We start from the raw sequence: 5,676 nt of genomic DNA, 5'->3' as shown, positions 1-5,676 counted from the left end.
GCGTCGCGGAGCGCGCGCTCCACGGCGGCCCCGTCGCCGGTCGTGGTGCTGGCGGACCCCGGCGGGAACGGGTAGGTCGTGACGGCCGGGTCGGACTGTCCGGTGACGATCCGACCGACCACCTCGGGGTCCACCGCCGCCGTGAGGCCGCGCCGCACTTCCGGGTCGCGGACCGCCGGGGCGACGGTGTTGAAGCCCAGTTCGAGTTGGGCCGAGGAGTCGACGGTCACGGCGCGGACCCCGTGGACGGTGGCCGAGACGTCCGCGGCCAACGGTGTCGCCGAGACCATCGCGAGTGATCCCGGTCCTCCACGCAACGCCGCGCCGAGTTGTCCGGCCCCTGTCGCCCGCCGCACGAGGATCTGATCGAGTTCCGGCGCGCGCGCCCAGTACCGGTCGTTGCGTACGAACTCGATCTCGCCCCGACCGATGTCGGCGAACCGGATCATGAACGGTCCCGCGCTCATCACGGGGAGGCTGGACATCGCGCCCTGGAAACCGTCCGGGGCGTTCTTGAGGATGTGCCCGGGCAGCAGGTCGGCGAACAGCGTCCGCCACTGCGTCGGTGGGGAGTCGAACACCACGTCGACGACCTTGCCCCCGGCGCCGGACCGCACCTCGACGATCTGCTCGTACCCGGCGGGGTCGACCACTCCGGGCTGGGTCGTCATCTGCCGCCACAGGTACTCGAAGTCCTCGGCCGCGACCGGCACCCCGTCGGTCCACTGGGCCAGCGGGTCGATCGTGTAGCGGATTGTCCGCGGGCTCCCCGGCAGGGGCTCGGCGGACACGAGGAGGTCGCGGTTGAGCACCGGCTCACCGCCCGGCCCGGGGACGAACGCGCTCGGGAGCAGCAGGGAGGCGACCAGGTCCGTGTCGACTCCCTGATCGGCCAGGAGATGCGGGTTGAAGCCCGGGTCGACGCGGTCGAGGGCCAGCAGGACCCCGCCACTGGACAGGTTGACGGACTCCCCGTCGGTACGCTCCTCCCCCACCACGGTGGGCGGAGGCGGATCGGCCACACACCCTGTGACGACGACGAGGGAGAGCACGGCTGCCAGAACGCTCGTGCCGCGCCGACGAACTGATGCCCCCCTCGTCGCCACCAGGGTCCTCGTCAGTTGACCGACTGCTGCTCGCGCGACTTGGACTTGCTGCGGGCCTTGGCCCGCTCATTGGCGGTGAGCAGCACCTTGCGCACGCGGATCGCCTCCGGTCCGACCTCCACGCACTCGTCGCCGGCGCAGAACTCCATGGCCTCCTCCAGCGAGAGGTTGCGGGCCCTCTGCAGGGTCTCGGTCGTATCGGAGGAGGCCGCTCGCATGTTGGTGAGCTTCTTCTCTTTGGTGATGTTGACGTCCATGTCCTCGGATCGCGGGTTCTCGCCCACGACGACGCCCTCGTACACCTCGGAACCGGGCTCGATGAAGAAGTCGCCGCGGTCGGCCAGGCTGAGCAGCGCGAACGCGGTGGCCTTGCCGGCACGGTCGGCAACCAGTGAACCGGTGTGCCGCGAGCGGATCTCTCCGACCCAGGGCTCGTAGCCGGCCGACTCGGAGTTGGCGATCCCGGCGCCGCGCGTCTCGGTCATGAAGGTCGTGCGGAAGCCGATCAGCCCCCGGGCGGGCACCCGGAACTCCATCCGGACCCATCCGGATCCGTGGTTGCCCATCTGCTCCATGCGCCCCTTGCGGGCCGCCATGAGCTGGGTGACCGCGCCGAGGTACTCCTCGGGCACGTCGATGGTCATGTGCTCCATCGGCTCGTGGACCTTGCCGTCGACGACCCGGGTCACGACCTGCGGCTTGCCCACGGTGAGCTCGAAGCCCTCCCGGCGCATGGTCTCGACGAGGATGGACAGCGCCATCTCGCCGCGGCCCTGGACCTCCCAGTCGTCGGGGCGCGCGGTGTCGAGGACCTTGAGCGAGACGTTGCCCACGAGCTCCTGGTCGAGACGCGCCTTGACCATCCGCGCGGTGAGCTTGGTACCGCCGTTGCGGCCGGCGAGCGGGGAGGTGTTGACGCCGATGGTCATCGAGATCGCCGGCTCGTCGACGGTGATCGCGGGCAGCGCCACCGGGTTCTCCGGATCCGCGAGGGTGTCGCCGATCATGATGTCGCTGATCCCGGCCACCGCGACGATGTCGCCGGCCACGGCCTCGTCGGTGGGCATCCGCTCGACACCCTTGGTCGCGAGGAGTTCCGAGATCCGCACGGACTTGGTCTCCTGACCGCCGTCGGGAAGGTTGTGGATCCACGCCACCTGCTGACCCTTGCGGAGACGGCCGTTGTGGATACGGACCAGACCGATACGACCGAGGAAGTTGGACGCGTCCAGGTTGGTCACGTGGGCCTGCAGCGGCGCGTCGGCGTCACCGCGGGGCGCGGGGATCACGTCGTACAGGAGCGTGAAGAGCTCGTCGAGGTTCTCCCCGGCCGGTTCCTGGCCGTTGGCCGGCTGCGTGGTCGAGGCCTTACCGGCGCGACCGGAGGCGAACACCACGGGCAGTTCGAGCGCGCGCTCGGCCGCGGCCTGGGCGTCCGGGTCCTCGAGATCGGAGGCGAGTCCGATGAGGAGGTCCTGGGCGTCCTCGACGACCTCGTCGATGCGGGCGTCCGGACGGTCGGTCTTGTTGACGACGATGATGACCGGAAGGGATGCCGCCAGCGCCTTCCGCAGGACGAACCGCGTCTGCGGCAGCGGACCCTCCGAGGAGTCGATGAGCAGGACGACGCCGTCGACCATGTTGAGGCCGCGCTCCACCTCGCCGCCGAAGTCGGCGTGGCCGGGGGTGTCGATGATGTTGAAGACGAGGTCGGCGCCGCCCGACCCTGCGCCGAGACGCCGCACCGACGTGTTCTTGGCCAGGATCGTGATGCCCTTCTCACGCTCGAGGTCACCCGAGTCCATGACCCGGTCCACGAGCTCCGCGCGTTCGTCGAACGCTCCGGACTGGCGCAGCATCGCGTCGACGAGTGTCGTCTTACCATGGTCGACGTGCGCGACGATGGCGACGTTGCGGAACTCGGTCAGGGCCATACGGTGGGTTCTCCCTCAGAGGCTTTCGGCGCCACGGGCGACTCTGTGGCCGCCGGGCGCGTGGTGGGAATCTGCGGGACTCCCGCGTGATCCACAAGCGCGTCCGGTCGAGCGCGCGTGCGTGACCACATTACCCGCATCGGCCTCCGGACAGTCATCCCGAGCGGGCGACGCCACACCCGCGGCGGCGACTGTTATTTACATCACAAGTATCTTCTGCCACACTGGCCACAGACGCCACAGCAACCGGGCCTCCGGTATCCACACCTGTAAACGTTGTGAGAACATCGAGCCGTCGATTGGTCGGCCCGCCGACCGGTCCGTCCGCCTCATCCGAAGAATGGACTCGCCAGTGACCCGCCACTCGCTCAGGAACTCGTTCAGGACCCTAGGTCTCGGTGCAGTCGCCGCCATGGCCGTGTCGCTCGCCGTCCCCGCCTCCGCGAGCGCCCAGTCGCTGGACGAGCTGGGCCGCCCGACCGAGCCGGTGCTGCAGGCCATCGAGAACCTCTCCGAGCAGCAGTGGATCCCCGAGGAGACCCGGGGCACCATCGCCCGGCTGGTGGGCTTCTTCCGCGGGTCCGGCGAGCCGGGCACCCCGCTGCCCGAGAACGGTCCGGTGATCGCGCAGTTCGCCTACCCGACCATCATGCAGAACTGCATCGACGGGGAACAGACCGCGGTCGGGGCCGCCACCGCCGTGCCGGGGCCCGCCGGCCTGCCCCTGCCCGGCATCCCGGGCGGCCACCTTGGCTTCATCTTCACCGCCCTCGGCACCGAGGGCGTCGCACCCCAGCAGGTGCAGCCCATGACCGTGGACTGGTTCAACATCAACAACGGTCGCCGCGGCACCACCGTGCTCAGCTACAACGGGATCAACGCGGGCGGACCGGCGACCCTCAACGGTGTCGCCGACACCGGCCCGGGGCAGGTGCTGATGCTCCTGCAGGGCGGCGTCACCACCACCCTCGCCGGCGGCGGGACCTCCAATTGTGTCTCACTGCCGCTGGTGGGTTCCGCGTTCGTCCCGTGATCAGCGACGGCGTGGGGTCCGACCGGCCCCACCCCGACATGAGCAAGGCCCGTCTCGCCCTCGGCGACGGTGGGCCTCTCGTCGTTCTGACGGGTGCCGGGATGAGTGCGGAGAGCGGGGTGCCCACCTTCCGGGACTCCCGGACGGGACTGTGGGCACGCCACGACCCCGCCGACCTCGCGACCCCGGAGGCCTGGGACCGCGACCGGGACTCCGTGTGGGCCTGGTATCGCTGGCGCGAGCACCTCGTCGGATGCGCCGAGCCGAATGCCGGTCATCTCGCGATCGCCCGCGCCGCCCGGGACCGCAGCGTGACGGTGGTGACCCAGAACGTCGACGACCTGCACGAGCGCGCGGGTTCCGCCGGGGTGCACCATCTCCACGGCAGCCTCTTCGCACACCGGTGTGACGAGTGTGGGGCCCCGATGGAGGTGGGGGCGCCGCCGGAGGACCCCGTGGACCGGCTCGCGCCGCCCGACTGCCCGCGGTGCGGCGGACGGGCCAGACCGGGAGTGGTCTGGTTCGGAGAGATGCTCCCCCGGCAGCCCTGGGACGCCGCGGTGTCCGCGATCTCCGCCGCGACCGCGGTCCTGGTCGTCGGCACCTCCGGTCTCGTCCATCCCGCCGCATCGCTCCCCGGCATCGCCGTCGACCTCGGGATCCCGGTCGTCGAGGTCAACCCCGATCCCTCCGGCCTCACGGACGGGGTGACGGTCCACCTCCGTGACACCGCCGCGGCGGTTCTCCCGACTCTCCTGGCGCCCTGACCGAGGCTCACCTCGCCGGGACCGCTTGACAGGTCGCGGAACCGGCGCGGCGGGACCCCGGCAGCGCTAGCGTGTGCTCAGCGGAAACACTCACCACCACGTTCCCGCCTCCCCCGATCCCGGGGAGTACACCACCGGAGGTCAATCCATGTCCGACTCGTCCCCGCGCACCCCGTCCGCACCGTCCCCCGGCACCCCGTCCGACACGTCCCCCGGCACCCCGTCCGGGACGGCGGTGATCGCGGCCGAGGTGATCGGCACCTTCTGGCTGGTACTGGGAGGGTGCGGCACGGCGGTGTTCGCCGCCGTCCAGGTCGCCACCGCAGACACCGGAGACGTCCCCGTGGGCGTCGGCTACCTCGGTGTCTCCCTGGCCTTCGGCCTGACCGTCCTGACCGGCGTGTACGCGCTCGGCCACATCTCCGGCGGCCACTTCAACCCGGCCGTCACCGTCGGCGCCGCCATCGCCGGGCGCCTCCCCTGGGCCAAGGCCCCCGTATACATCGTCAGCCAGGTCGTCGGCGGTCTGGTCGCGGGAGCACTGATACTCGTCGTGGCCAAGGGCAAGGACGGATTCGAGGCGACCGGCCACATGGCCGCCAACGGCTTCGGCGCCAACTCCCCGGACGGGTACGGCCTGCTCTCGGCCCTGATCATCGAGGTCGTGCTGACCGCGATCTTCATCTGGGTGATCCTCGGAGCCACCGATCGCCGCGCCCCCGCCGGCTTCGCACCCCTGGCGATCGGGCTGACGCTGACGTTGATCCACCTCATCTCGATACCCATCACCAACACCTCGGTGAACCCGGCCCGCTCGACCGCCGTGGCCTTCTTCA

Annotated in this window: 5 protein-coding genes; 3 read left to right on the top strand and 2 right to left on the bottom strand. The window is 70.6% G+C overall.

Translation table 11 applies throughout. The annotated features are described in order from the left end of the window. Nucleotides 1-1,106, bottom strand: a 1,106-nt coding sequence (locus G6022_RS04775; RefSeq protein ID WP_347238149.1) for an ABC transporter substrate-binding protein, incomplete at its 3' end; no start/stop codon positions are given. A gap of 11 nt (nucleotides 1,107-1,117) precedes the next feature. Continuing rightward, nucleotides 1,118-3,040, bottom strand: a complete 1,923-nt coding sequence (typA, locus tag G6022_RS04770) for a translational GTPase TypA (protein ID WP_179525605.1) — start codon at nucleotides 3,038-3,040, stop codon at nucleotides 1,118-1,120. Nucleotides 3,041-3,452: 412 nt separating this feature from the next. Here typA and G6022_RS04765 point away from each other — a divergent pair, with 412 nt between their 5' ends. The 3 genes from G6022_RS04765 to aqpZ all read left to right on the top strand — a co-directional run. After that, nucleotides 3,453-4,073: a hypothetical protein gene (locus G6022_RS04765; RefSeq protein WP_241730811.1), complete on the top strand. Its 621-nt coding sequence runs from the start codon at nucleotides 3,453-3,455 to the stop codon at nucleotides 4,071-4,073. A gap of 38 nt (nucleotides 4,074-4,111) precedes the next feature. Next, nucleotides 4,112-4,840 carry an NAD-dependent deacylase gene (locus G6022_RS04760; RefSeq protein WP_182609517.1) on the top strand — a complete coding sequence of 243 codons (729 nt, stop codon included), beginning with the start codon at nucleotides 4,112-4,114 and terminating at the stop codon, nucleotides 4,838-4,840. 148 nt (nucleotides 4,841-4,988) lie between these two features. Beyond that, nucleotides 4,989-5,676, top strand: a 688-nt coding sequence (gene aqpZ, locus G6022_RS04755) for an aquaporin Z (protein ID WP_187701268.1), incomplete at its 3' end; no start/stop codon positions are given.

Source organism: Dietzia sp. Cai40 (assembly GCF_014145165.1).
In the GTDB taxonomy this organism is placed as follows: Bacteria; Actinomycetota; Actinomycetes; order Mycobacteriales; family Mycobacteriaceae; genus Dietzia; species Dietzia natronolimnaea.
Note: the sequence above shows the minus strand (reverse complement) of the source record. Positions and strands in the feature narration are given on the sequence as shown.